The sequence below is a fragment of the Stella humosa genome (assembly GCF_006738645.1).
In the GTDB taxonomy this organism is placed as follows: Bacteria; Pseudomonadota; Alphaproteobacteria; order ATCC43930; family Allostellaceae; genus Allostella; species Allostella humosa.
Genome location: NZ_AP019700.1, coordinates 180,549 through 205,794 on the forward strand (window position 1 = coordinate 180,549; position 25,246 = coordinate 205,794).

The 25,246-nt window shown below is 69.9% G+C and carries 26 protein-coding genes and 1 tRNA gene; 10 read left to right on the forward strand and 17 right to left on the reverse strand.

The window, feature by feature from the left end; all coding sequences use genetic code 11:
- Nucleotides 1–6 precede the first annotated feature (6 nt).
- From STVA_RS00855 to STVA_RS00865, 3 genes are read right to left on the reverse strand one after another with little or no spacing between them, the layout of a single operon-like run.
- Nucleotides 7–1,029 carry a cytochrome d ubiquinol oxidase subunit II gene (locus tag STVA_RS00855; RefSeq protein ID WP_123689982.1) on the reverse strand — a complete coding sequence of 341 codons (1,023 nt, stop codon included), beginning with the start codon at nt 1,027–1,029 and terminating at the stop codon, nt 7–9.
- 5 nt (nt 1,030–1,034) lie between these two features.
- A complete protein-coding gene (locus tag STVA_RS00860) occupies nt 1,035–2,396 on the reverse strand; it encodes a cytochrome ubiquinol oxidase subunit I (RefSeq protein ID WP_123689981.1) in 1,362 nt (453 codons plus the stop codon).
- A gap of 4 nt (nt 2,397–2,400) precedes the next feature.
- Entirely contained in the window at nt 2,401–2,997 is a 597-nt protein-coding gene (locus tag STVA_RS00865) for a GbsR/MarR family transcriptional regulator (RefSeq protein WP_123689980.1), read from the reverse strand.
- Nucleotides 2,998–3,176: 179 nt separating this feature from the next.
- Between STVA_RS00865 and STVA_RS00870 the strand changes: the two genes are divergently transcribed.
- Nucleotides 3,177–4,343, forward strand: a complete 1,167-nt coding sequence (locus STVA_RS00870) for a TauD/TfdA family dioxygenase (RefSeq protein ID WP_170221586.1) — start codon at nt 3,177–3,179, stop codon at nt 4,341–4,343.
- 297 nt (nt 4,344–4,640) lie between these two features.
- Nucleotides 4,641–5,222, forward strand: a complete 582-nt coding sequence (locus STVA_RS00875) for a 6-carboxytetrahydropterin synthase (protein ID WP_123689978.1) — start codon at nt 4,641–4,643, stop codon at nt 5,220–5,222.
- Here STVA_RS00875 and STVA_RS00880 read toward each other — a convergent pair.
- The 3 genes from STVA_RS00880 to STVA_RS00890 form a co-directional block, all read right to left on the reverse strand.
- Entirely contained in the window at nt 5,219–6,412 is a 1,194-nt protein-coding gene (locus STVA_RS00880; RefSeq protein WP_123689977.1) for a BaiN/RdsA family NAD(P)/FAD-dependent oxidoreductase, read from the reverse strand. The two genes, STVA_RS00875 and STVA_RS00880, sit on opposite strands and share 4 nt — an antisense overlap.
- A gap of 29 nt (nt 6,413–6,441) precedes the next feature.
- The gene (locus STVA_RS00885) at nt 6,442–7,305 is read right to left on the reverse strand and encodes an isocitrate lyase/PEP mutase family protein (RefSeq protein ID WP_123691251.1); all 864 of its coding nucleotides are present in this window, start codon (nt 7,303–7,305) and stop codon (nt 6,442–6,444) included.
- A gap of 95 nt (nt 7,306–7,400) precedes the next feature.
- A complete protein-coding gene (locus STVA_RS00890) occupies nt 7,401–8,051 on the reverse strand; it encodes a carbonic anhydrase (RefSeq protein WP_123689976.1) in 651 nt (216 codons plus the stop codon).
- 256 nt (nt 8,052–8,307) lie between these two features.
- On the opposite strand from STVA_RS00890, the gene STVA_RS00895 reads away from it, so the two are divergent.
- Nucleotides 8,308–9,324: a class I SAM-dependent methyltransferase gene (locus STVA_RS00895; protein ID WP_123689975.1), complete on the forward strand. Its 1,017-nt coding sequence runs from the start codon at nt 8,308–8,310 to the stop codon at nt 9,322–9,324.
- Between the two features lie 146 nt (nt 9,325–9,470).
- Here STVA_RS00895 and STVA_RS00900 read toward each other — a convergent pair whose 3' ends face one another.
- The 4 genes from STVA_RS00900 to STVA_RS00915 all read right to left on the reverse strand — a co-directional run bounded on the left by STVA_RS00900 (nt 9,471) and on the right by STVA_RS00915 (nt 10,676).
- The gene (locus STVA_RS00900) at nt 9,471–9,809 is read right to left on the reverse strand and encodes a HepT-like ribonuclease domain-containing protein (protein ID WP_123689974.1); all 339 of its coding nucleotides are present in this window, start codon (nt 9,807–9,809) and stop codon (nt 9,471–9,473) included.
- A complete protein-coding gene (locus tag STVA_RS00905) occupies nt 9,799–10,101 on the reverse strand; it encodes a nucleotidyltransferase family protein (RefSeq protein ID WP_123689973.1) in 303 nt (100 codons plus the stop codon). The genes STVA_RS00900 and STVA_RS00905 overlap by 11 nt, the downstream gene beginning before the upstream one ends.
- A 23-nt stretch (nt 10,102–10,124) precedes the next feature.
- Nucleotides 10,125–10,214 (reverse strand) — tRNA-Ser (locus STVA_RS00910).
- A 144-nt stretch (nt 10,215–10,358) separates the two neighbouring features.
- Nucleotides 10,359–10,676: a hypothetical protein gene (locus STVA_RS00915; protein ID WP_123689972.1), complete on the reverse strand. Its 318-nt coding sequence runs from the start codon at nt 10,674–10,676 to the stop codon at nt 10,359–10,361.
- A gap of 198 nt (nt 10,677–10,874) precedes the next feature.
- On the opposite strand from STVA_RS00915, the gene STVA_RS00920 reads away from it, so the two are divergent.
- The gene (locus STVA_RS00920) at nt 10,875–11,195 is read left to right on the forward strand and encodes a hypothetical protein (RefSeq protein WP_142235607.1); all 321 of its coding nucleotides are present in this window, start codon (nt 10,875–10,877) and stop codon (nt 11,193–11,195) included.
- A 65-nt stretch (nt 11,196–11,260) separates the two neighbouring features.
- On the opposite strand, the gene lepA is transcribed toward STVA_RS00920, so the two are convergent.
- The 3 genes from lepA to htpG form a co-directional block, all read right to left on the reverse strand.
- Entirely contained in the window at nt 11,261–13,063 is a 1,803-nt protein-coding gene (gene lepA, locus STVA_RS00925; RefSeq protein WP_123689970.1) for a translation elongation factor 4, read from the reverse strand.
- Nucleotides 13,064–13,146: 83 nt separating this feature from the next.
- Nucleotides 13,147–14,103 (reverse strand): glycosyltransferase family protein, encoded by a 957-nt coding sequence (locus STVA_RS00930; protein WP_123689969.1) that lies wholly within the window; start codon nt 14,101–14,103, stop codon nt 13,147–13,149.
- Nucleotides 14,104–14,119: 16 nt separating this feature from the next.
- A complete protein-coding gene (gene htpG, locus STVA_RS00935) occupies nt 14,120–15,985 on the reverse strand; it encodes a molecular chaperone HtpG (protein ID WP_123689968.1) in 1,866 nt (621 codons plus the stop codon).
- Nucleotides 15,986–16,127: 142 nt separating this feature from the next.
- Here htpG and STVA_RS00940 point away from each other — a divergent pair, with 142 nt between their 5' ends.
- From STVA_RS00940 to STVA_RS00970, 6 genes are all read left to right on the forward strand, one after another.
- The gene (locus STVA_RS00940; protein WP_123689967.1) at nt 16,128–18,623 is read left to right on the forward strand and encodes a helicase-related protein; all 2,496 of its coding nucleotides are present in this window, start codon (nt 16,128–16,130) and stop codon (nt 18,621–18,623) included.
- Nucleotides 18,624–18,625: 2 nt separating this feature from the next.
- Nucleotides 18,626–18,925 carry an RNA-binding S4 domain-containing protein gene (locus STVA_RS00945; protein ID WP_123689966.1) on the forward strand — a complete coding sequence of 100 codons (300 nt, stop codon included), beginning with the start codon at nt 18,626–18,628 and terminating at the stop codon, nt 18,923–18,925.
- Between the two features lie 20 nt (nt 18,926–18,945).
- Nucleotides 18,946–19,710, forward strand: coding sequence for an SDR family oxidoreductase (locus STVA_RS00950; RefSeq protein WP_123689965.1), 765 nt, complete (start codon nt 18,946–18,948; stop codon nt 19,708–19,710).
- Nucleotides 19,711–19,912: 202 nt separating this feature from the next.
- The gene (gene fdxA, locus STVA_RS00955; protein ID WP_123689964.1) at nt 19,913–20,248 is read left to right on the forward strand and encodes a ferredoxin FdxA; all 336 of its coding nucleotides are present in this window, start codon (nt 19,913–19,915) and stop codon (nt 20,246–20,248) included.
- A 917-nt stretch (nt 20,249–21,165) separates the two neighbouring features.
- Nucleotides 21,166–21,684, forward strand: coding sequence for a CarD family transcriptional regulator (locus tag STVA_RS00965; protein ID WP_420822843.1), 519 nt, complete (start codon nt 21,166–21,168; stop codon nt 21,682–21,684).
- Between the two features lie 67 nt (nt 21,685–21,751).
- On the forward strand, nt 21,752–22,555 hold the full coding sequence (locus STVA_RS00970; protein WP_123689962.1) for a metallophosphoesterase family protein: 804 nt from the start codon (nt 21,752–21,754) through the stop codon (nt 22,553–22,555).
- Between the two features lie 63 nt (nt 22,556–22,618).
- On the opposite strand, the gene STVA_RS00980 is transcribed toward STVA_RS00970, so the two are convergent.
- The 4 genes from STVA_RS00980 to minC form a co-directional block, all read right to left on the reverse strand.
- The gene (locus tag STVA_RS00980; RefSeq protein ID WP_123689960.1) at nt 22,619–22,933 is read right to left on the reverse strand and encodes a hypothetical protein; all 315 of its coding nucleotides are present in this window, start codon (nt 22,931–22,933) and stop codon (nt 22,619–22,621) included.
- 94 nt (nt 22,934–23,027) lie between these two features.
- Entirely contained in the window at nt 23,028–23,555 is a 528-nt protein-coding gene (minE, locus tag STVA_RS28635) for a cell division topological specificity factor MinE (RefSeq protein ID WP_123689959.1), read from the reverse strand.
- Nucleotides 23,555–24,373 (reverse strand): septum site-determining protein MinD, encoded by an 819-nt coding sequence (gene minD, locus STVA_RS00990; protein WP_123689958.1) that lies wholly within the window; start codon nt 24,371–24,373, stop codon nt 23,555–23,557. The genes minE and minD overlap by 1 nt, the downstream gene beginning before the upstream one ends.
- Nucleotides 24,374–24,400: 27 nt before the next feature.
- On the reverse strand, nt 24,401–25,228 hold the full coding sequence (minC, locus tag STVA_RS00995; RefSeq protein WP_170216471.1) for a septum site-determining protein MinC: 828 nt from the start codon (nt 25,226–25,228) through the stop codon (nt 24,401–24,403).
- Nucleotides 25,229–25,246 lie beyond the last annotated feature (18 nt).

The following is a 25,246-nucleotide window of genomic DNA, read 5'->3' on the forward strand; positions in this document are numbered from 1 at the left end:
CCGGCTTCAGTCGTAGCGCAGGTCGGTCGCCTTGCCCCGGAACACCCAGTAGCTGAGCGCCGAATAGCCCAGGATCACCGGCAGCACGAAGAGCGTGCCCCACAGGATGATCATCAGGCTTTCGGGTGCAGCCGCGGCGGCCACGATGGTCAGCCGGTCCGGCACGATGAAGGGGTAGAAGGAATAGGCGAGCCCGGCGAAGGCCAGCACGAAGATGCCGGCCGCGCCCGCGAAGGGGACCCAGCCGAAGCGGTCGCGGCTATCGGGCAGGTGGCCCAGCACCAGCCAGACGGTGCCCAGCAGGACGGCCGCCATGGCCGGCAATGGCGCCAGCAGCAGGATCTCCGGCATCGAGAACCAGCGCGCGAAGATCCGCGGCGAGACCAGCGGCGTCGCGGCCGAGATGGCAAGGAACCCGACCGTGGTCAGCACCAGAGCCAGCCGGGCGAGTGCGACTGCCCGGCGTTGCAGTTCGCCGTCGGTCTTGATGATCAGCCAGCCGGCGCCGACGAAGGCATAGCCGGCCGCGACGCAGACCGCCGTCACGGCCGCGAAGGCCAGCGTGGCCGGGCTGTGTTCCAGCCCCATGACGTAGAGGCCCAGCATGAAGCCCTGGCTCAACGCCGTCAGCAGCGAGCCCGCGAAGAAGGCGCGGTCCCAGGCTGGCTTCCAGCCGGCTTCGGCCTTGGCGCGGAACTCGAAGGCGACGCCGCGCAGCACGATGCCCACCAGCATGACCGCGACCGGCAGGTAGAGCGCGCCCAGGATGGCGCCATGGGCGACCGGGAAGGCGACCAGCAGCAGGCCGACCGCCAGCACCAGCCAGGTCTCGTTGGCGTCCCAGAACGGCCCGATCGAGGCGATCATGCGGTCCTTCTGGGCCTCGTCGGCGGCCGGGAACAGGATGCCGACGCCGAGGTCGTAGCCGTCGAGCACGACATAGATCAGGATCGACAGGCCCATCAGCCCGGCGAAGACCAGCGGCAGCCACTGGGCGGGGTCGTGGAACTGGGCGGGATCGTGGAACATGGCGGCTACTCCGCAGGCGCGAAGGCGGTGGGATGGGGGGCGGGGCCGGTCTCGATCTCCTTCGGCTTGGCACCCTTGCGCGCCAGCAGGAAGAGCGTGGCCACATAGGCCAGCAGCAGCACCGCATAGACGACGAGGTAGACCGCCAGCGTGAAGGCGACCATCGGCCCCGACACGGTCGCGACCGGGGATACCGCGTCGGCCGTGCGCAGCACGCCGGTGGCGAGCCAGGGCTGGCGGCCGATCTCGGTCACGTACCAGCCGGCCAGCGTCGCCGCCCAGCCCGAGAAGGTCATCGCCACCAGCATGCGGGCCAGCCAGCGCGGCACCTGGCCCCGCCGCCACAGCAGCAGCGCGCCCAGCCAGGACACCGCCAGCATCAGCAGGCCCAGGCCGACCATGACGCGGAAGGCGAAGAAGACCGGCGCCACCGGCGGGTGCCGGCCGGCATAGTCGTCCAGGCCCGGCACGACGCCGTCCGCGCGATGGGTCAGGATCAGGCTGGCGCCGGACGGAATGCCGATCTCGAACCGGTTGGCGCGCGCGGCCTCGTCCGGCCAGGCGAACAGCAGCAGCGGGCGGTTCGGCCCGGTCTGCCAGTTGCCCTCCATCGCCGCCACCTTCTGCGGCTGGTGCTCCAGCGTGTTGATGCCGTGCAGGTCGCCCGCGAAGATCTGCACCGGGATCAGGATCGCGGCCAGGACGACGCCGGTGCGCAAGGCCGCCAGCACGGCCGGCTCGCGGTCGTCCCGCAGCCAGCGATAGGCCGAGATGCCGGCCACCAGGAAGGCCGCCGTCAAGCCCGAGGCCAGCAGCATGTGGGCCAGGCGGTACGGGAAGGACGGGTTGAAGATGATCGCCAGCCAGTCGGTGGCATGGGCGACGCCGTCGCGCATCTCGAACCCGGCCGGCGTCTGCATCCAGGAATTGAGCGCCAGGATCCAGAAGGCCGACAGCGTGGTGGCCAGGGTCACCAGCAGCGTGGCGGCCGTATGCACGCCGGCCGGCACCCGGCGAAAGCCGAACAGCATGATGCCGAGGAACACCGCCTCCAGGAAGAAGGCCGTCAGCACCTCGTAGGCCAGCAGCGGACCGGCGATGTTGCCCACGCGCTCCATGTAGCCCGGCCAGTTGGTGCCGAACTGGAAGCTCATGGTGATGCCGGACACGACCCCCAGCGCGAAGGTGAGGGCGAAGACCTTCACCCAGAAATGGTAGGCGTCCATCCATTTCAGGTCGCGGGTGCGGTTGAAGCGCAGCTTGAAGAAGACCAGCACCCAGCCGAGCGCGATGGTGATGGTGGGGAAGAGGATGTGAAACGAGATGTTGGCGGCGAACTGGATGCGCGCCAGGATCAGCGGGTCCATGGCTCTAGGCCTCCGTCTCTTTGCCGTCGGCGCCGCCCGGGCGGGCGTCCCTGCGGCGGCCGAAGGGCAGCACGCGGTCCTTGAATTCCAGCGCCTTCTGGACCCTGGCACCCAGCGTCAGCAGCGACACCAGGCGCTCGGTCTCCAGCCGGCGGACGTCGTCGTACCAGCGGGTCAGCAGTTCGATCAGGTGCAGCGTCTCGGCCATGCGCGCCTGGGCGTGGCGCTCCTCCGCGCTGGTCGGCTGCAGCATCAGGGCATCGCGCAGCATCGTCAGCGTCGGGTCGATCTCGCGCTTCTTGCGCTCCTCGACCAGCGTGCGGACGATCTCCCACAGGTCGTCGGGCGTGGAGAAATAGTCGCGGCGGTCGTTCGGCAGGTGGCGCAGGCGGACGAGGTTCCAGGCCTGCAACTCCTTCAGCCCCATGCTGACGTTGGAGCGCGAGACTCCCAGACGCTCGACGATCTGGTCGGCATTCAGCGGCGTGGGCGACAGGTACAGCACGGCGTACATCTGGCCGACGGTGCGGCTGATGCCCCAGCGGCTGCCCATCTCGCCGAAATGCAGCACGAAGGTCTGGACCAGGGGTGGCAGGTTCATGGCGCCCGCTCGATGTTCTGAAGTTTCAGTTATTACTGAAAATACGGAATTGGCTGCGTGGCGCTAGTGCGACACGTTGCCCTGGTCGCGCCGGGATGGACGGGTTTTGTGGAAAAGTCGTGGAACTCCTTGTGCCTCCGGCATTAATTTGTCCGGTCAGCAGGGCGAGGAGCAGTTCGATGATGCCGGCGAGGATTGAGGGCAAGGCGGTCTGGAAAGGGCCGGAGGTCGACTACCGGGCCGAGATGATGCACCGCTTCAGCGATGCCGAGGTGGCCGAGATCGACGCCGCGCTGAAGGCCTGCGGCGAGCGCGACATTCCCGACATCACGGCCGACACCTTCGTCCTGCCGACCATGGGGCCGACCATGCGGCGCCTGCGCGGCGAGCTGCTGGACGGGCGCGGCGTGGTGCTGATGCGCGGCTTCCCGCGCGAGCGCTATTCCGCCGACGACATGGCGCGGATCTATGTCGGGCTGGGCGCGCAGTTCGGCCAGCCGGTATCCCAGTCCTGGCAGGGCCAGCTCCTGGGCAGCGTCATCGACATCTCGGACGTGGTCGAGAAGGTGCGCGGCTACAATGCCGGCGGCGGCCAGAACTTCCATATCGACGGCTCGGCCTGCGATATCGTGGCGCTGATGTGCCTGCGCAGCGCCAAGGCCGGCGGCGCCAGCCGCATCGTCAGCGTGGCCGCCCTGCACAACGCCATGCTCGACAGCCGCCCGGACCTGCTGGAGACGCTCTATCGCGGCTACTACCACCGCAACCACGAGATGGACGCGCTGCACTCGCTGATGCCGGTGCAAAGCGACCATCGCCTGCCCTTCCTCAGCCAGCGCGACGGCCGCGTCACCTGCCTGGCGTCGGGCTGCATCCGCTATGCCGTGCAGTATGGCGGCGTGACGATGTCGCCGCTCGAGGTCGAGGCCTATGACGAATGGCAGCGGCTGGCGCGCTCCGAGGAGTTCTTCCTCGACATGAACTTCGAGGAAGGGGACATCCAGTTCCTCAACAATCGCAGCATCATGCATGCGCGGACCGACTACGAGGATCATGACCCGGTGGCCCGGCGTCGCCACATGCTGCGCCTGTGGCTGCGGGTCCCCGAATGGCCCGCGCGCGAGCCCAACCAGATCTGGATGAACGAGATCGACTGCCGGCACTGGCAGGACAAGAACCGCACGCCCTTCATGGAACTGCCGTCGCGTTACCTGGCGGAGCTGACCGCGACCCAGGAGCAGCGCCAGCGCGACCGCACCGTGCTGAAGCCGGACGTGCCGTCGGGCAAGTATCCCAGCGCGCGGGGCTGGCAGGAAGCACGCGAGGCGGCCAAGGTCGACGCATAGGCCGGCCGGCCGAATCTCCGTCCTACGTCGTCGTTTCGGCCCGGCGCTTGCCGTCCGGGCCGAATTGATGATTGTTATGGGTCGAAGGATGCCTGCGGGGACACTTGGCAGGTTTCCCGCCATCACGGTCTGATATAAGAATTCCCGCCACCCTCTCGTCCGGCGCTCCAAATGATCGCCGGGCGAAGGCTCTCGACAAAAAGCCTACGACTTTGGTTCAGGGAAGGCGGGTCCCGGTGTGTGCTCGAATTCCGACCTACGAGAACAAGCAGCAAAAGCCAACAATCGGATAGGGACATGGACTTCGCCATAACCCGCAGGATCGAGATCGACGCCGGCCATCGCATCGCCAGCCACGGCTCGAAATGCCGGCATCTGCATGGTCATCGCTACGTGGTCGAGGCGACGTGCCGGGCCGCGTCGGGCGAACTCGTGCGCGAGGGCGAGCAGTCCGGCATGGTGCTGGACTTCGGATTCCTGAAGGACGAGATGGTGCGCATCGTCGACGGCCCCTGCGACCATGGGCTGATCGTGGCGATCGACGATAATGCGTTGCTGGGCCTGTTCGCGCCGGCCGCCGCCGATGGCGAGGCGTGGGTCGCCGATGCCACGCGCGAGGTCGCGGCCGTCGGCTATGCCGAGCGCACCGGCGCTGCCCTCGGGCAAAAGCTCTATCTCGTGCCGTTCCCGCCGACCGCGGAATGCCTGGCGCGGCACTGGTTCGAGCGGCTGTCGCCGGCGATCGCCGCGCGCAGCACCGGCCGGGCCGAGCTGGTCGGCGTCACGGTGTGGGAGACGCCGAACTGCCGCGCCGATTTCGGCCTCGCCAACATGATCCAGCCGCCGCGCCTGGCGTCGGAGCAGGAGCGCAGCTACTAGGCCGCCTGGCCGGCGGCCCAGCCGCTCGACCAGGCCCACTGGAAATTGTAACCGCCCAGCCACCCGGTCACATCGACGGCCTCGCCGATGAAGAAGAGGCCGGGGACGGCCTTGGCCTCCATCGTCTTCGACGACAGGCCGGCGGTGGCCACGCCGCCCAGCGTCACCTCCGCCTTGGCATAGCCCTCCGATCCGCTGGGCGTCAGCCGCCAGGCCTGCAACCGCTCCGCCAGCCGCCGCAGTTCACGGTCGCCGGCCTCGCCGATCGGGCGTGCCGGCAGGTAGCGGTCGGCCAGTTGCGTCGCCAACCGCTGCGGCAGCACCTCGGCCAGGATCGTCCGCCCCTCGGCCCGCGGTCGCGTGCGCTTGCGGTCCAGCAGGAAGGCTGCCGCGTCGATGTCCGGCAGCAGGTCGATGGTGATCGCCTGGCCCGGCCGCCAATAGGACGATATCTGCAGGATGGCCGGCCCCGACAGGCCGCGATGGGTGAAGAGCAGCGCCTCGCGGAAGCGCCCGGCGCCGCAGCGGGCGACCACGGCCGGGATGGATACCCCGCTCAGTGCCTGCATCGCCGCCAGTTCCTCGTCGGCGAAGGTGAGCGGCACCAAGCCCGGCCGGGTCTCGCTGAGGGCCAAGCCGAATCGCCGGGCGACGGTGTGGGCCAGGCCGGTCGCCCCCATCTTCGGGATCGACAGGCCGCCGGTCGCCAGCACGACCGAATCGGCCGTGAAGCTGCCCCGGTCGGTCTCCACCCGGAAGCGGTCGTCCCGCTCCACGGCGCCGATCCGGTGGGCCAGGCGCAGCTCGACGCCGGCCGCGCCGCATTCCGCCAGCAGCATGGCCACGATCGCCCGCGCCGACCCGTCGCAGAAGAGCTGGCCCAGCGTCTTCTCGTGGTGGGCGATGCCGTGGCGATCGACCATGGCGATGAAGTCATGCTGGGTGTAGCGCGACAGCGCCGACTTGCAGAAATGCGGGTTGTCGGACAGGAAGCGGTCGGGCGCGCTGTCACGGTTGGTGAAGTTGCAGCGCCCGCCGCCGGAAATCAGGATCTTCTTGCCCGGCGCCTCGGCATGGTCGAGCAGCAGCACCCGCCGGCCGCGGCGGCCGGCGCTGATGGCGCACATCAGCCCGGCCGCGCCGGCCCCCAGGATCACCAGGTCGAAGGCCGGCGCTGCGTCCCCGCTCATGCCGGGCCGCGGCGTTCGCGAAGGATGGTCTAGCCCGCGACGATGTAGGGCTTGGCGTCGACGTCGTAGGCGGGATAGCCCAGCGTCGTGCGCAGCTCCGGCCCCGGCAGGGCGCCGGCCGCGGCCGATTCGCCCGCGTTCAGCGCGGCCAGGCCGGCCTTCATGCCGGCGATCGCCGGCGACAGCATGCCGGTCGGGAAGGTGCCGATCTTGAAGCCGAGCGCGGTCGCCTGGGCGATCGTCGGCGTCGCTCGCGGTGCCCCCGGCGACAGGACGGCAAAGGACGGGCGCCCCGCCGCGGCGGCCACGGCGCGGCGGATCTCGTCGTCGTTCTCGGGCGAATCGAGGAACAGGATGTCGGCCCCTTCCTCGACATACATCTCGATGCGGGCGACGGCCTCGTCGATGCCCTGGGTCGGGCGGCAGTCGGTGCGGGCAAGCACCAGGATGCCCGACTCCTTGGCCGCCTCGATCGCCGCGCGGATCTTCATCCGCGCCTCCTCGCGCGGCAGGCAGGGCTTGCCGGCCGATGTCAGCGCGCGCGGCGTGATCTTGTCCTCGATCAGCACGGCGGCGGCCCCTGCGCGGCCATAGGCGCGCACGGTGCGCTGCACGTTCATGGCATTGCCATAGCCATGGTCGCCGTCGGCCAGCACCAGCGTGCCGGGGGCGGCGCCATGCACCATGTTGAAGGAATCGAACATCTCGCCGAACGAGACGAGGTCGAGGTCCGGTCCGCCGAGCCGGCTGGCGGCCACGCAGGACCCCGACAGGAAGGCGGTCTGGAAGCCGGCGCCGGCGGCCAGCTTGGCGCTCAGCCCGTCCCACACGGCCGGCATGACGACGAAGGCGGGCTCGGCCAGCAGGGCACGCAGACGATCGGGGGGTGTCATGTCGCCATCCTTGGGGGTTCCATATGCGCCGGCGACGATAGGCGCGGCCGGCCGGGCCGACAAGCCGGATGCCGGCCTATCGGGGGACGGTGCCGTCAGGTGGCGGGCAGCAGCACGCCGCGGCCGGCGGCATCGGCGGCGGGGGTGGTCCACAGGTCGCCGCTGTCCAGGTCGTACCACCAGCCCTGCAGCCGCAGCCGGCCTTCGGTGACGGCGTCGGCCACCCAAGGATAGCCGGCCAGGTTGGCCAGCGACTGCTGGATCGCCGCGCGCTCCACCAGGAAGGGCGCGGCCTTCAGCCGGGCTACCGGCACCGCGCGCCGGCCACCTTCGTCGGCGACATGGTGGCGGGCGGCGTCGAGCGCCATGCGCACCCAGTCGCCGATGAATTCGCCCAGCGGCGCCCCGCCGTCGGCCATGTCCAGCATGGCCTTGATGCCCCCGCAATGGGCATGGCCGAAGACCACCACATGCTCCACCTTCAGGTGGACCACGGCATATTCGATGGCCGCACCCACGCTGTTCGGTCCGCCGCCCGGCCGGTATGGCGGCACCAGGTTGGCGACGTTGCGGACGACGAAGAGCTCGCCCGGCCCCGCACCCGATAGCAGCGTCGGGTCGACCCGCGAGTCCGAGCAGGCGATCATCATGACGGCCGGCGCCTGGCCTTCGTCGACCAGCAGGCGCATGCGCGCGGGCTCGGCCTCGTAGAAGCGGGCCTTGAACTGGCGGATGCCGGCGATCATGGCCGCGATGGAGCAGGGCCGATCGGCCGGATGGTCGTGATGGTCGGTCAGGGGCGGTGCTCCCGGCGCGGGGCTGGATGGGGTCGCGAGACGATATCGGCGCGGGCGTGGCTGCTCAAGGTCGGTCGACTTGCGCAATAATAAGTGCAGCGACTATGAAACTAATATAAAGAGGATGATATTATACAAAGACCGGTAGCGATCGCGGCCGGCCGGGCTCTTGGAGCCTCAACCCGTTTGGCAAACACGAAGTCTCATGATGCCCATCGCCACCGGCACGCCGCTCGACATCCTGCGGACCTATCGCGCGGCGATGGTCACCACGGTGTCCGACAATGACCAGATGGTGCTGTCGCAGGACGCGCTCGATGCCGACACGCTGCCCGAGACCGACTGGGCCCGGCAGTATTTCTGGGTGACGGAAGAGGCCCTGCGCTGCATCGCCAAGGCGATGGTCCTGGGCGAGAAGACGACGTTCCGCCGCATCCTCGACCTGCCCTGCGGCCATGGCCGGGTGCTGCGCGGCCTGCGCGCGGCCTTTCCCGCGGCCGAGATCACCGCCTGCGATATCGACCGCGACGGCGTCGATTTCTGCGCCCGCACCTTCGGCGCCAGACCCGTCTATGGCGATGCCGATCCGGACCGCATCGACCTCGGCGATGCCCGCTTCGACCTCATTTACTGCGGGTCGCTGCTGACCCACCTCGACCAGGACCTGTTCCGGCGCTTCCTGCGGATGATGTCGCGGCATCTGGCGCGCGACGGGCTGCTGGTCTTCACCACCCACGGCCGCTGGTGCATCACCTTTCACCGCACCGTGCTGCCCTTCACCGACCCTGTCGCCTGGCAGGCGATCGAGGCGGGCTATCGCGACTGCGGCTTCGGCTATCGCGACTATGCGGCGACGCCGGGCTACGGCGTGTCGCTCACCAGCATCGGCTGGGTGCAGCAGGCGATCGACGCCGACCCCTCGCTGACGACCATCGGCATCGCCGAGAAGGGGCTCGGCAACTACCAGGACGTCTTCGTCTGCCAGAAATGGCCGATCGACGACATCTACGGGCCTATGCATCCGAAGACCCGCCCCGCGATCTATCGCGGCCGGACCGAGGTCGACGGCCCGCCCGCCGTGGAGCGCGGTCCCCGCCGCTCCGGTGGCTTCGCCCCCGAACTGCATGCGGGCCCGGATGCGCCCGCGCCCGCCGCAATGCCCCCGGCCGCGCCCGACAGGCCGCTGCGGGGGTGGCTGCGGCGCCTCTTGGGTGGCGCGTAGCTGCAATTGCCAAGAAGGTTATCCTTGGCGATGCGGGTTGTTGGACGTCGACCACCGAGTGCGGGGCGGGCCGGTAGCATTCGACAGCAACCGACTGGTAGGGCCCTCTCGGGTGGGCCGTCGGCGTAACTTTCCAGGTGTGCCTGTCACTCCTCCGGCAGGAACGTCAGCAACTGAACGCGAAGCTGGGGGATCTCTTCGGTCGCCGTCTTCCATAGGATGCGGCGGTCGATGTCGAAATAGGCGTGGACCAAACGGTTGCGCATTGCCACGACGGCCGGCCATGGCACGCCCGGACAAGCGGCCCGCGATTCCGCGGACACCCGCGATGCCGCCTCGCCGATGATCTCGATCGCCCGCACCAGAGCGAACAATAGCATCTGGTCCCGGTCGAGCTCCGTCGCCTGCCGGCCATCGACGAAGCGCAGGGCGGCATCGGCCGCCTCGACCATGTGGCGAATCCGGATCGCGTCGTCAGGCTGCATACTGGACCTGTGCCGCTGCAATGACCTCGCTACGGAAATGGCGGCTCAGGTCATCGGCCGTGCGCAGGTCGACCGTGCGACCTTCAACCAACGACGAAAGCTCTTCGGCGATTGCAGCCAGCGCCAGCAGGCCGGGTTCCCGCCCCGACTCGAACTCGACGAGGAGGTCGACGTCACTGTCGGGCCGCTGCGTGCCCTTCGCCGTCGACCCGAACAGCGACAGCCGGCGGATGTGCCGGCGGCGGCAGAGCGCGGCTAGCGCCTCCCGATCACTAAAGAGGTCGGTCACCATTGCTTCATGTTAAGCGAAATCTATGGCGGAGGGAGCGGGATTCGAACCCGCGATACGGTCTCCCGTATACACACTTTCCAGGCGTGCGCCTTCAACCGCTCGGCCACCCCTCCGGAGGGGCGGTTTCTACCCTGTGCGGGGGCCGGGTGCAACGATTCCGCCATGGTCGAGCGGGCACAAAAAAAGCGGCGACCCCGTGGGGGGCCGCCGCCTCTTCTCGTCGGATCGCCGGGCGACAGGGCCCAGGCGATCCTCGATCACTTCACTTCGCAGACGCCCTGGCCGCGCGCGGTGACGGTCGCGGCGTTGTTGGTCACGTCGACCACGCACTGGCGCATGCCGGCCGGGGCCATGATCCAGATGCGGCAGGTGCGCGCCTCGGAGCAGGCCGCGCCCGAGATGTCCATGTAGGACTGGGCGCCCAGCGTGTACTGCTTCTGGAAAGCCTGATTGGACGGATAGAAGATCTGGACGGTGCCGGGAGCACCCGTGGCGTTCACAACGACGACCGCGTTGGCGGCCATCGGCAGGGCGACGGCCGCGGCGAGGGCGGCGGCGAAAATCGGAGCCTTCATGGTCTCTCAAACCTCCTAATTGGTCCCTGCTTCGCCTTGCCCGGGCACGCGGCACGCCGGAAAAGCGCGCCGGTCGTGCGCCGCCACCCTTCCCCAGGACGAAGCGCCAATTGTTTCTTTAGTCCAAAACGCACCAGCGGTAAAGTTCGCTCGTCGCCTCCGCGGCTGGGGCCGACTTCCATTTCATGGGGTTGGGCGGTGATCCTGGGACGTATTCTCGGCTGGTTGCTGGTCGCCGCTGCCATTGTCGTGCTCGGGCGCGACCTGATGGACTTCTGGTATCGCGGTGCCTGGAACTTCATCGCCGCCGGCGATCTGTGGACCCAACTGCACCAGGAAAGCCTGCTAATGCTGCAACCGACGGCGCAGCGACCCATCCTGCCGTTTTATCCCGAGGCCTGGACGGCGGCCGTGGCGCCGGCGCTTCGCCAGCCGGCCGCCGCCTTGCTGGGTGCCGTCGGCCTGCTCCTCGTCCTGCTCTTTCGCCGCCGCCGCCCCCGGCGCGGCGCCTTCCGCTGAAGCGGCAGCCGCAATACGGCCGCTGCCGTGGCGTTTCAGCCACAGTGGCGTAATGGCAACAGCCGTCAGTTGTCGCCCATCTTGAGGGCGGCCAGGAAGGCGGACTGCGGGATTTCCACCTCGCCGAACTGGCGCATGCGCTTCTTGCCTTCCTTCTGCTTGTCCAGGAGCTTGCGCTTGCGGCTGATGTCGCCGCCATAGCACTTGGCGGTCACGTCCTTGCGCAAGGCCGACACCGTTTCGCGGGCGATCACCTTGCCGCCGATCGCCGCCTGGATGGCGATCTTGAAGAGCTGGCGCGGGATCAGTTCCTTCAGCCGCTCGCAGAGTGCCCGCCCGCGCGCCTCGGCTTGGCCGCGATGGACGATGATCGACAACGCATCGACCGGCTCGGCATTCACCAGGATGCTCATCTTCACCAGCTCGCCCAGCTCGTAGCCGTCGATCTGGTAGTCGAAGCTGGCATAGCCCCGGCTGACCGACTTCAGCCGGTCGTAGAAGTCGAACACCACCTCGTTCAGCGGCAGGCGATAGACCAGCATCGCCCGCTGGCCGGCATAGGTCAGCTCCTGCTGGATGCCGCGGCGGTCCTGGCACAGCTTCAGGATGGTGCCGAGATACTCGTCCGGCACGAAGATCGTGGCCTTGATCCACGGCTCCTCGATCTCCTTGATCCGCATCACGTCCGGCATGTCGGCCGGGTTGTGCAGCTCCTTCAGCTCGCCGTTGGTCAGGTGGACGCGGTAGACGACCGACGGCGCCGTGGTGATCAGGTCGAGGTCGAATTCCCGCTCCAGCCGCTCCTGGATGATCTCCAGGTGCAGGAGGCCGAGGAAGCCGCAGCGGAAGCCGAAGCCCAGTGCCGCCGACGTCTCCGCCTCGAAATGGAAGCTGGCGTCGTTCAGGCGCAGCTTCGACAGGCTCTCGCGCAGGCGCTCATAGTCGGCCGCGTCGATCGGGAAGAGCCCGCAGAAGACGACCGGCACGCTGGGCTTGAAGCCGGGCAGGGGCTCGGCTGCCGGCCGGCGCTCCTCGGTGATGGTGTCGCCGACATTGGTGTCGGCCACGGCCTTCACGTTGGCGATGATGAAGCCGATCTCGCCCGGGCCCAACTGCGGCACGTTCTGCGGCTTGGGCGTGAAGACGCCGACCCGCTCCACCTGGTGGGTGGCGCCCGTCGCCATCATGCGGATCTTGACGCCGTGCTTCAGCACCCCGTCCTTCACCCGCACCAGCGTGACGACGCCCAGATAGGGGTCGTACCAGCTATCGACCAGCAGGGCCTTCAGCGGCGCGTCGGCGTCGCCCGTGGGCGGCGGCAGGCGATGGACGAGGGCCTCCAGCACGTCGCCGATGCCGAGCCCGGTCTTGGCCGAGATCGGTACCGCGTCCGAGGCGTCGAGCCCGATCACGTCCTCGATCTGCTGCTTCACGCGGTCGACCTCGGCCGCGGGCAGGTCGATCTTGTTGAGGACGGGGACGATCTCGTGATGGGCGTCGATCGCCTGGTAGACGTTGGCCAGCGTCTGCGCCTCGACCCCTTGCGTGGCGTCGACCACCAGCAGCGAGCCCTCGCAGGCCGCCAGCGAGCGCGACACCTCATAGGCGAAGTCGACATGGCCGGGCGTGTCCATCAGGTTCAACTGATAGGTCTCGCCGTCCTTGGCGATATAGGTCAGGCGCACCGTCTGCGCTTTGATGGTGATGCCGCGCTCGCGTTCGATATCCATCGAATCGAGGATCTGCTCGCGCATCTCCCGCGCTTCCAGCGCGCCGCACATTTGGATCAGCCGGTCGGCCAGGGTGGACTTCCCATGGTCGATGTGGGCGATGATCGAGAAATTCCGGATGTGGCGTAGGTCGGTCATTTGGCCGGAACATAGGGGGGGCATTCCGGCCGCGCAACAGCCGCGGGTGCCGCGGCGCGCGGCCAGATGCCTGCGACGCGCGGCTAGACGCCTGCGGCGGGAGGATCGACCGGGATGGGCGGCTCCGCCGGGCGCGGCGGGAAGGTCAGCCACAGGCGCCGGCTCGTGCCGTCGCAGCCGGGGATCGTCAGCGCGTCCAGCTTGGTCCAGTCGCAGACATGGACGATGCCGAGCCGATCGTGCGGCGGCAGCGGGTCGCACAGCAGGCCTGCATCCGGGTCCCAGGCCGGCACGGCCATGTGGCACAGCCAGTTGCAGCGCGTCGGCAGCGGCGTGAAGGCCAGCCCGTCGACATGGACGACGCCATTCAGCGCGAACTGCTCCAGCAGGAAGATGGCCGGCGAGCCGACCTTCTGGCGGCGATACCAGTTCTGCAGGATCCGGCTCCAGCGCGCCCAGTGGGGGGCGTCGGCCCGCAGGGCCAGCACACCGGTATTGATCGTGGGCCGGCACATCATGCGCTGGGCGATGGCCGCGCCGACGAGGCCTTCGTACCAGCCATGCAGCCGGTCCCAGTAGGGCCGGCCCTGCCGCAGCTCGGCATAGGACCGGTCGAACTCCATCACGGCGGCCAGGGTGCCGCCCTCGGCGGTGCGGAACAGCAGCTCCACGGCGTCGGGCGTCTGCACCCAGGTGTCGGCATCGAGCCACAGGATCGTGTCGAAGCCGGGGAACAGCGTCGGCAGCAGCGGGCGCGACGTCATCACCTTGATGCCGGGGCGGGCCGCCTCGATCTCGCGGGCGAGCGGGAAATCGAAGCCCCAGATGGCGTCGACGACGATGGCGCCCGCGGCTGCCAGCCATTGCCGCTGGGCCGGCAGCAGCCCCGCATCCAGCACGCCGAAGGCCGTGCCGGCGGTCAGCCCGTGGGCCTGCAGCGACCGCAGCAGGCCGCGCAGGAGGGGGAAGTAGCGCGCATCCGCGCCCGAGACGATGATCCGGCGCGGGCCGGCCGGGGCCGGCGCGGCGCTCGTCGTCACCGGCGCGGCCGCCGGCTCAGGCGGCGAGGTTGCGGGCGAGCGCGCCGGCCAGCCGGCGCGAGAAGGCGTTGGGATCGGCCGGCGGCTCGCCCTCCAGGATGCGGGCCTGGTCGAGCAGCAGGTGGGCGACCTCGCCCAGCTCCTCCGACGTGCCGGGTTCGGCCGCCCGCAGGGCCAGGCCCTGGATCAGCGGATGGGTCGGGTTAATCTCGAGGATGCGGGGCGACGCCTGGTCGAGCTGGCGGGCCGCGCGCAGCATGCGTTCCAGGTGCATGTCCATGTCGCCGTCGTCGGCGACGAGGCAGACGGGGCTGTCGGTCAGGCGCTCGGACGCGCGCACGTCCTTGACCGCGTCGCCCAGCGCCACCTTGAACAGGCTCAGCAGGCCGTCGATCGGCCGGTCTCCCTTGGGCTCGGGCTTTTCCGCCCCCTCGGGCGCCTCGATCTTCGCCAGGTCGGCGCCGCCCCGGGTGACGGAGCGGAAGGGCTTGCCGTCATGGCGGCCGACCGCGCCCGTCCAAAACTCGTCGATTGGGTCGGTCAGCAGCAGCACCTCCACGCCCTTGGCGCGGAAGCCCTCGATCTGTGGGCTGCGGGCAAGCTGGCCGGCATCGTCGCCATGGATGGTGTAGATCGCCTCCTGCCCCGGCCGCATGCGGCCCGCATATTCGGCCAGCGACACCAGCCCATCGCCCGCCGTCGAGCGGAAGCGCGCCAGCCCCAGCAGGGCGTCGCGATGCTCGGCATCCTCGTATAGGCCCTCCTTCACGACGGCGCCGAAATTGCCCCAGAAGGTGGCGTATTCCTCGGGCGCGTCGGTCGCCTTGCGTGCCAGCTCGCCCAGGATGCGCTTCACCAGCCCCTGCCGGATGCGGCGCAGCACCGGGTTGGTCTGCAGCATCTCGCGGCTGATGTTGAGCGGCAGGTCCTCGCTGTCGACCATGCCGCGCACGAAGCGCAGCCAGGACGGCAGCAGCTCGGCGCACGAATCGGTGACGAACACGCGCCGGACATAGAGCTTCACCTGCACTTGGCGCTCAGGGTGGAACAGGTCGAACGGCCGGGTCGAGGGCACGAACAGCAGGCTGGAATATTCCAGCATGCCCTCGGCCCGGCCGTGGATGGTCAGCCAGGGGTCGTCGAAGGCCCGCCCGACATGGTGGTAGAATTCCTTGTACTGCTCGGCCGTCACCTCGGCCTTGGGCCGGGTCCATAGCGCCGACGCGGCGTTGATCTGCTCTTCCTTGCCGCCGTCGACCAGGCGGATCGGCAGGGCGATATGGTCGGAATGGGTGCGCACGATCTCGCGGATGCGGGCCGGCTCCAGATACTCGGCCGCGTCTTCCTTGATATGCAGGGTGATGACCGTGCCGCGCTCCGGCGCGTCCGCGCTCTCGGCGATGGTGAAGCGGCCCTTGCCGTCCGACGACCAGGACCAGCCGCCGGCCTCGCCCGCCTTGCGCGAGCGCACCTCTACCCGGTCGGCCACCATGAAGGCGGAATAGAAGCCGACGCCGAACTGGCCGATCAGGCTGGTGCCGCCACCTTCCGCCTGCTTTTCCATCTGCGACAGGAAGGCGGCCGTGCCCGAGCGCGCGATGGTGCCGAGATTCTCCACCAGCTCGTCGCGATTCATGCCGATGCCGGTATCGGCGATGGTCAGCGTGCGCGCGGCCTTGTCCGGCGTGATCGTCACGGCATAGGGCGTGTCGCCGGCCAGCGTCGGGTCGGTCAGCGCCAGGTAGCGCAACTTGTCGCAGGCATCCGACGCGTTCGACACCAGCTCGCGCAGGAAGACGTCGCGGTTGGAATAGAGGGAGTGGGCGACGATCTCGAGCAGGCGGCTGGTTTCCGCCTGAAAAGAAAGCTGTTCCTCGCTCATGCGTACGGCCGTCCGCTGGTTCTGGTGACCCGGGCCGCGATATGGGCCGCACCGGGCGGCGGCGCAAGGGCGATCTCGCCCGGCGGCCCTCCGTCGACCCTGCCCCTTGTCATCGGGCACCTGACGGGCGACCTTTGCTTCCATGCTGCCCCGCGCGCATTCCCGCGTCGTCGCCGTCCTAGGGCCGACCAATACGGGCAAGACGCATCTCGCGATCGAGCGCATGCTGGGGCATGCGACGGGCATGATCGGCTTTCCGCTGCGCCTGCTCGCGCGCGAGAACTACGACCGCATCGTCCGCCTGCGGGGGGCGGCCGCCGTCGCCCTGGTGACGGGCGAGGAAAAGATCATCCCCGCCAACCCGCGCTACTTCGTCTGCACCGTCGAATCGATGCCGCTCGACCGGATGGTCGATTTCCTGGCGATCGACGAGGTGCAGCTGGCGGCCGACCCGGAGCGCGGCCACATCTTCACCGCCCGCCTGCTCCACGCCCGTGGCCAGTCCGAGACGATGCTGCTGGGCTCGGACACCATGCGGGCGATCGTGCGCCGCCTGGTGCCGGAGGCGGAGTTCGTCGAGCGTCCCCGCTTCTCCACCCTTTCCTATGTCGGCGAGCGCAAGGTGACGCGGCTGCCGCCGCGCTCGGCCGTCGTCGCCTTCTCGGTTTCCGACGTTTTCGAGATCGCCGAGTTGGTGCGCCGGCAGCGCGGTGGCACCGCCGTCGTGCTGGGCGCGCTCAGCCCGCGGGCGCGCAACGCCCAGGTCGGCATGTACCAGGCGGGCGAGGTCGACTACCTGGTGGCGACGGACGCCATCGGCATGGGCCTCAACATGGATGTCGACCATGTCGCCTTCGCGCGCCTGGCCAAGTTCGACGGCCGGGCGCCGCGCCGGCTGACCGCGGCCGAGATCGGCCAGATCGCCGGCCGCGCCGGCCGCCACATGAGCGACGGCACGTTCGGCACCACCGCCGACATCGGCCCGATGGAGCCCGAAATTGTCGAGGCGGTGGAGAACCACCGCTTCGACCCGGTCAACGGCGTCTTCTGGCGCAATTCCCGCCTCGACATGCGCTCGCTCGACCGGCTGGTCGCCAGTCTGGACCAGCGCCCGCCGTCGGGCCTGCTGGTCCGCGCCCGCGAGGCCGACGACGAGCGCGTGCTGGCCGCCCTGCGCCGCATGCCCGACATCGTTCAGCGTGCCCGCACGCCCGACGGCGTCCGCCGCCTGTGGGAGGTGTGCCAGGTGCCGGACTTCCGCAAGACGATGAGCGACACCCACACCCGCCTGCTGGCGCAGATCTATCGCCACCTGTCGGGCGGCAGCGGGCGCCTGCCGGAGGCGTGGGTGGCGGGCCACCTGGCGCGCATGGACCGCAGCGACGGCGACATCGACACGCTGGTGGCGCGCATCGCCCATGTCCGCACCTGGACCTACATCACCCATCGCGGCGACTGGATCGGCGATGCCGCCCACTGGCAGGACCGGGCGCGCACGATCGAGGACAAGCTGTCGGATGCCCTGCACGACCGGCTGACCCAGCGCTTCGTCGACCGCCGGGCGGCGATGCTGGTGCGCCGGCTGGCGACCGACGACGACCTGCTGGCGGCCGTCGCGCGCGACGGCACGGTCATGGTCGAGGGCCACCCGGTCGGCCGCATCGACGGATTCGGCTTCCGCCCGGACGCGCTGGGCGAGGAGGAGGCGCGCCCGCTGCTGGCGGCCGCCCGCCGCGTGCTGCCGGCCGACATCGCGCTGCGCGTCCGCCGGGCTGCGGCCGATCCCGACGACGCCTTCCGCCTGGCCCCCGATGGCACGATCGCCTGGGAAGGGGCGCCGATCGCGCGCCTGGCCGCCGGCGCCACGTTCCTCGCCCCCGCCGTGCTGGTCCATGACAGCGAGTTCCTGACCGCGCCCCTGCGCGAGGCGCTGCGCCGGCGGCTGGCGGCCCGCGTCGAGGCCGAGGTGGCGGCGACCCTGGCGCCGCTGTTCCGGCTGGAGCGGCTGGCGCTGGACGGGCCCGGCCGGGGCCTGGCCTTCCAACTGGCCGAGGCGCAGGGCTGCCTGCACCGGGCTGGCGCCGAGCCGCAACTGGCGGCCCTGTCGCCGGCCGACCGGGCGGTCCTGACGCGGGCCGGGGTGCGCTTCGGGGCGGAATGGGTCTATCTGGCGCCGCTGCTGCGGCCGGCCGCGGTCGCGCTGCGCGCCATCCTGTGGATGGCGGCGGCAGAGGAGCCGGGGGCGGCCCCCATCCCCCATCCGGGCCGCCTGGGCGTGCCCGGTGAAGCGGGCGTTTCGCCCGACTTCTATCGGGCCATCGGCTATCCGCTGCTGGGCCCGCGGGCGCTGCGGGTCGACCGGCTGGAGGCGCTGTCGGCCGCCGCCCGCCGCCTGGCCCGTGGCGGCCCCTTCGCCGCCACGCCCGAGATAGCCAGCCTGGCGGATGCGCGGCTGGCCGACCTGCCGGGCATGTTGGTGGCGCTCGGCTATCGCATGATCGTCGAGGGCACGGCGACAACCTTCGTGCCGGTTTCCCGTCGCCGCGGCGGCCGGCCGGCCCTGCCGCCGCAGCCTCCCCCGGAGCCGGATGGCCTGTTCGCGGCGCTTGGGGCCTTGCGCATCGTGGGCCGGGCCTGACGATGGTGGACGAGGCCGGGGAGGCGGGGCGGCTCGACCGCTGGCTCTTCTTCGCGCGCCTGTGCAAGAGCCGGTCGCTGGCCGCGCGCCTGTGCGAGGAGGGGTTCGTCGCGGTCGACGGCGCGGTCGCGCGCCGGCCGGCGCGCACGATCCGGGCCGGCAACCTGGTGGCGGTGACCATCGGCCGGTCGCAGCGGCGGGTGCGGGTGCTGGCGCTGGGCACGCGCCGCGGGCCGGCGCCCGAGGCCCAGGGATTGTACGAGGATCTCGGCACCGTGCCGGTGCCGGACGATTGGGGCTGAAGGCCCCGGAGGGGGGAAGCATGGGAACGCTTGCGGGGAAGATCGCCTGGATCACCGGCGCCGGGTCGGGGATCGGCCTGGCCGGGGCGCACGCGCTGGCCGAGGCAGGGGCCACGGTCGTGCTGTCGGGCCGGCGCGCCGGCCCGCTGGACGAGGCGGTGGCGGCCATCGCGGCGGCCGGCGGCCGGGCCGAGACGCTGGCGCTCGACGTCACCAATGCGGACGCGGTGCAGGCGGCGGCCGCCGGCATCGCCGACCGCCACGGCCGGGTCGACATCCTGGTCAACAATGCCGGCAGCAACGCGCCCAACCGCTACTGGAAGAACATGACGCCGGCCGACTGGAACTTCGTCGTCGGCGTCAACCTGAACGGGCCGCTCTACTGCACCCAGGCGGTCCTGCCGGGCATGCGCGCAAGGCGCGACGGGCTCGTCATCAACATCGCGTCCTGGGCCGGCAAGTTCGACACGCTGCTGACCGGGCCCGCCTACAACGCGACCAAGCACGGCCTCGTCTCGATGACCATGTCGCTCAACATCGAGGAATGCGTGAACGGCATCCGCGGCACCGTCATCTGCCCGGGCGAGGTGGCGACGCCGATCATGCAGAAGCGCCCGGTGCCGCCCAGCGCCGAGGAGATGGCGCGGATGCTGAAGCCCGAGGATCTGGGCCGGACCATCCGCTTCGTGGCCGAGATGCCGCCGCACGCCTGCGTCCATGAAATCCTGATGGCGCCGACCTGGAACCGCATGTGGCTGGGCGGCGACGACCTGCCGAAGCGCTAAGGCGTGGCCGAAGCGCTAAGCGGGGCCGAAGCGTTGAGCCGGACTATCGCCTGACCATAGATTAAGTATCGGAAAGCCCGAATTCGTGCGGGGTTGAAGCCGTTCGGGGGCGCGTGTTAGCAACCGGCCAAAGGCGCGCGCCCCCACTCTTCCTGCACAGACCGGGCCTTTTGCCCCGCGCCGTTCCGGAGACCATCTGAAAATGACCTACGTCGTCACCGAAGCCTGCATCCGGTGCAAGTACATGGACTGCGTCGAGGTGTGCCCGGTCGACTGCTTCTATGAAGGCGAGAACATGCTCGTCATTCACCCCGACGAATGCATCGACTGCGGGGTGTGCGAGCCGGAATGCCCGGCCGAGGCGATCATCCCCGACAGCGACGGCCAGGCCGAGAAGTGGCTCCAGCTCAACAGAGACTATTCGACCCAGTGGCCGAACATCACGCGCAAGTTCGATGCCCCCGAAGATGCCGATTCCTTCAAGGGCGTTCCCGACAAGTTCACCCAGTTCTTCAGCCAGGAACCGGGCAAACGCTGAGCGCGCGGCGGGGGCGCCGGATTCGCCCCTATATTTCGTGACGATTTTCTGATATTGTCCCTCCGGGTTCTAGGGGCGGTCATTGGGCCGCGCCGGCTCGTCTGCGTAGCACGGGTGACCGGACTACCGGAGGGTGCAATGGGGTCAGCGGCTTCCTGAGGGTCGCCCGCGGGCCTCGTTCTGCGTCTTCCGGCCAGGACGGTGCGTGCCACCGGACCCGCCGTCGCGCCCGAAGCGGCCGCCTGATCTTTGTCAGGTCCGAAGGCAAGATGAAGAAATCCGCCCAGAGTTCCGAGACGCCGGCGATGCAGCCCCCGCCTGCAGCCCGGGCCGAGCCGCAGCGCGGCGGCAGTGTGATCGCAGCATCCAGGCCAAAGGCCAGAGCCGCAGCGGCGGCCGAAACTCCGAGGAAGGTCGCAGCCGTGGCGAAGAAGAGCGAAGTCGTGGCGACGGTCAAGTCGCCCGCCAAGGCCGCGCCCGCCAAGGTGCCATCGGCCAAGACGGCCAAGACCGCCCCCATGGAAGCGGGTGCCGCCGGCGAAGATCCGGCAGCGGCCGCAGCCAAGGCAAAGCCGGCGCCCGCCCCGGCCAGGAAGGCGGCGCCGCCCAAGTCGGCGGCAAACCCCGACATACCGGCTGCCGCGGCCGGGACGCCAGCCAAGTCCCCGCCGCCGGCCAAGCCCGCAGCGGAATCGAAGAGTGGAATGACGGCAAAGGTGGACGCGAAATTGAAAGCAGCATCCAAGACGGATACCAAGCCGGCAGCGGAGACCAAGCCCGCCACCACGGACGAGGCCAAGGGCCGGCCGACGGTGTCCTCGCCCCCGGCGCTGAAGATCGTCGAGAACGTCGTGGCGGCAGCCCCCAAGGCGCCCGTCATGCCGCCGCTGCTGAAGCCGGTGCCCAAGCCGCTGCCCCTGAAGGTCGTCGACGGTTCGGCCGAGGGGCCGGGCTTCGAGGTCGAGGACCATGTCGTCTATCCGACCCACGGCGTCGGCAAGATCACGGCGATCGAGACGCAGGAGATCGCCGGCCACATCCTCAAGGTCTTCGTCGTCCAGTTCGAGAAGGACCGGATGACGCTGCGGGTGCCGGTGGGCAAGGTGCGGGCGGCCGGCCTGCGCCGCCTCAGCACGCGCAAGGAGATGGACGCGGCCCTGGCCAAGCTGCGCGGCCGCTCGCGCGTCAAGCGTACCATGTGGAGCCGCCGGGCCCAGGAATACGAGGCCAAGATCAATTCGGGCGACCCGGCCTCGATCGCCGAGGTCGTGCGCGACCTGCACCGTAATGCCGGCCAGCCGGACCAGTCCTACAGCGAGCGGCAGATCTACCAGGCCGCCCTGGACCGGCTTGCGCGGGAATTGGCCGCGGTCGAGCGCATCGACGAGGAAGCGGCGACCCAGCGCCTGGAAAAGATGCTCCAAGCCGCCGCTTGACACGGCGCCGCCCGGCGGCCGAAGGGTGGCCGGGCTGGCGACGAGTAGGACGGAGGACGGGTTGCCCATGCGGGACGGATCGAGCATCGCGACGCTGCGGGCCACCCGGCGCGTCTGGGCCATCGGTGCGATCCATGGCGAGGCCGAGCGGCTGGAGCGGCTGCACGACCAGATCTGGTCGCGCCTGGCGGCCGGCGACCGGATCGTCTATCTCGGCAACCATCTGGGCCGCGGCCCCGGCGTCCGCCGGACTGTCGACGAGATGATCCGCTTCCGCCGCGAGGTGATCGCCCGGCCGGATTTCTTCGCCGCCGACATCGTCCATCTGCGCGGCGCGCAGGAGGAGATGTGGCAGAAGCTGCTGCAGATCCAGTTCGCGCTGAACCCGCGCGAGGTGCTGGGCTGGATGCTGCGCCAGGGGGCGGCTGCTACCATCGAGGCCTATGGCAGCCACGAGGAACAGGCGCTGGCCGCCGCGCGCGACGGCGTGCGGTCGCTGATGCGCTGGACGGCGGCACTGCGCGCCCAGATCCAGGCGGCCGAAGGGCATTCGGCGCTGGCCACCAGCCTGAAGCACGCCGCCGTCACCGACGACGGCAACCTGCTCTTCGTCAGCGCCGACGTGGCACCCGACCGGCCGCTGCACGCCCAGGGCGACGTGCTGTGGTGGGGCACGGGGGCCGGCATCGATTCGCTGGACGATTCCTTCGCCGGCTGCCGTCTGGTCGTGGCCGGCTACGACCGCCGCGGGCGCGGCGTGCGCATCGGCAGCCACGCCGCCATCCTCGATGGCGGCGCCGGGCAGGGCGGCACCATCTGTGCCGCCTGCTTCACCACCACGGGCGAACTCGTCCACCGGCTTGACGTCTGACAGCTCGACGTCTGACGGCTCGAGGTCTGACACCGGCCACGCCGGTGCCCCCGAAAGCTGGTATCAGCCCTCGACCGGGCGGCAGACGGCGCGGACCATGCGGCTGACCGCGGCCTCGCCGCGCTCGGCGTCGGTGCGGAGCTGGCGGTCGTAGCGGATCACCCACACGCCGCGCTCATCCTCGACCGCGACCGCCTTGCCGCCCTTCAGCAGCGCCGGCATGGCCTTCTCGCCCTGGATCGTGGCCAGCGCCTCGACGGCGGCCTTGGCATTGGCCTGGCAGGCCGTCATGGAGGCGTGCTCGGTCAGTGCCGGGGCGAACATCGGGTCGCCGGCGGCGGTGAAGAGGGAGAGGACGAGTAGCACCTTCACGGCCATGGTCGGCTCCAGCCTGGGTTGATCGCGTCGCGGTCGATGGCTGGCAGTCGTGCGACGCGACCGAAAGGTTCAAGCCGCGATGGCGACCGTGGCGTCAGGCGGGGCTGTGGGCCAGGCCCGGGCCGCCGGTGATCGGCTTGCCCGCTGCCTTGTCGCCCTTCTCGGCGGCGCCCTTGTCCGATGCCACCTTCTCCGGAACGGCCTTGTCGGCCGCCGGCTGATCGGCCGCGGCCTTCTCGGGCGCCTTCTCCGCCCCTGCCTTCTCCGCCGTTCCCTTGTCGCCGTCGGCTTCCGGCGCCTTCTCCGGCGGCTTGGGCTGGCGGATCAGCTTCACGTCCGGGCCAGGCAGCTCGACATTGACCTCCAGGAAGGAGATGTCCTTGCCGCGCTCCAGCTTCACCATCACCTTTTCCTGGTCGATCACCAGGTACTTGGCGACGACCTCCAGGATCTCGCGCTGCAGCGCCGGCAGGAACTCCGCCCGATCGCCGCGGTCGGCGCGCTCGTGCGACAGCAGGATCTGCAGCCGCTCCTTGGCGACGGATGCCGCGGCCGGGGCGGCGGCGACCGGGGGCGGCGGCGGTGCCGGGCGCCGGGACCGGAAAAGATCGAAGAGACGCATCAGGCGGCACCTCCGAACAGGCGGGCGAAGAACCCGCGCGGCCGCGGCGCGGCCGGGAAGCGATGCTCGAGCTGCTCGCCCAGCAGGCGCGACACGGCGTCGGCATAGGCCTTGCCGGCGGCACTCTCGGTGTCGAGGATGACGGGGTTGCCGGTGTTGGACGCGCGCAGCACGGCCTCATTCTCGGGAATGATGCCGAGCAGCGGGATCGACAGGATCTCGAGGATGTCCTCGACCTTCAGCATCTCGCCGCGCGCCACCCGGCCGACATCGTAGCGGGTCAGCAGCAGGTGCTGCTTCACCGGCTCCTCGTCCTTCTCGGCGCGCAGCGTCTTGCTGCCGAGCAGGCCCAGGATGCGGTCGCTGTCGCGCACGCTCGACACTTCCGGGTTGGTGACGATGATCGCCTCGTCGGCGCAGTACATGGCGAGCTGCGCGCCCTTCTCGATGCCGGCCGGGCTGTCGCAGATGATGTAGTCGAACTGCTCGCGCAACTGGTCGATGACGCTGACGACGCCTTCCTTGGTGAGGGCATCCTTGTCGCGCGTCTGCGAGGCGGCCAGGACGTAGAGATTCTCGAACCGCTTGTCGCGGATGAGCGCCTGGCTGAGCTTCGCCTCGCCGTTCACGACGTTGACGAAGTCGTACACGACCCGCCGCTCGCAACCCATGATCAGGTCGAGGTTGCGCAGGCCGACGTCGAAATCGACGACGACGGTCTTCTCGCCACGCATGGCGAGGCCGGTGCCGATGGCGGCGGTCGAGGTGGTCTTGCCCACCCCGCCCTTGCCGGACGTCATGACGATCACTTTTGCCATGGGGGAGGGTCTCCTTTCCCTTGGAGTCTATGACAGCCGATCGAAGACCAGCGCGTCGTCGACGATGCGGACGCCGACGCGCTGGCCGATGAGATCGGTCTCGATCTGGTCGGCGATACGGAAGAGGCCGGCGATCGACACCAGTTCCGGGTCGAAGCGCTGGCAGAACAGGCGGGCCTCGCGGTCGCCCGAGGCACCGGCGATCGCCTTGCCGCGCAGCGCGCCATAGACATGGACGTTGCCGTCGGCCAGCACTTCGCCGCCGGCATTGACCGTGCCCAGCACGATCAGGTCGCCGTCGCGGGCATAGACCTGCTGGCCCGACCGCACGGGCTCGGTCACGACCCGGGTCTTGCCCTTCACCACCCGCTGGATGATGGGCGCCGGCGCCGGGGCGGCGGGGGCCGGAGCGGCCGCCGCGGGCGGTGGCGGCGGTGCCACGGTGCGCGCGGCCTCTGCCGGCGGGTCGGGCAGGGCGGCGGCGTTGGTCCGGCCGGCGGGCCGGGCGCTGGGAAAGGCGGCCAGGCCCGCCCGGCGGGCGGCCTGGGTCAGGTGCGGGGTGCCGTTCTGCACGCCGACGCAGATCAGCCCGGCATCGGCGATGGCCGCGCTCAGGGCCTGGAAATCGACATTGGGCGGGGCCGGCCAGCGCGCCAGCGTCTCCAGGTCGAGGATGACCGGCGCATCGCGGTAGAAGTCGGGCGCCTGGGCCACCTTGCCGGCCAGTTGCTGGCCGAAGTCGGCGCGCGCCGGGTCGATCAGGCGCAGGACCATGACCATGGCGCTGCCGCCGCGCAGCTGGAAGGGCGCGCTCTTCAGTTCGGTAGCGGCTGGTTGATTCGTCGCTGCGGCCAAAGATGCCACCCTATCGGG